Here is a 276-nt window from a genome sequence, read left to right on the forward strand (position 1 = left end):
TTGTAGATCTGCATGTGGTCGGCGAGCAGGGTCAGCGTGTCGAACTTCATGCCGAGCTCGTGCTGGGCCGAAGCCACCTCGTGGTGGTGCTTCTCGACCTTCACGCCCATGGACTGCATGGCCGCGAGCATCTCGCCGCGCATGTCCTGCGCCGAATCCTGCGGCGGCAGCGGGAAGTAGCCGCCCTTGGTCTGCACCCGGTGGCCGAGGTTGCCGCCCTCGTAGTCGGTGAAGCCGTTGGTCGGCAGCTCGGTGGAGTCGAGCTCGAAGCCGGTG

1 pseudogene is annotated in these 276 nt (G+C 66.3%); it reads right to left on the reverse strand.

Annotated elements, in window-relative coordinates:
* Nucleotides 1-276 (reverse strand): annotated as a pseudogene (gene glnA, locus C1X29_RS29880) (glutamine synthetase); the annotation flags it as partial.

This window comes from Pseudomonas sp. GW456-12-10-14-LB2, from assembly GCF_002884345.1.
Classification (GTDB): Bacteria; Pseudomonadota; Gammaproteobacteria; order Pseudomonadales; family Pseudomonadaceae; genus Aquipseudomonas; species Aquipseudomonas paraglycinae.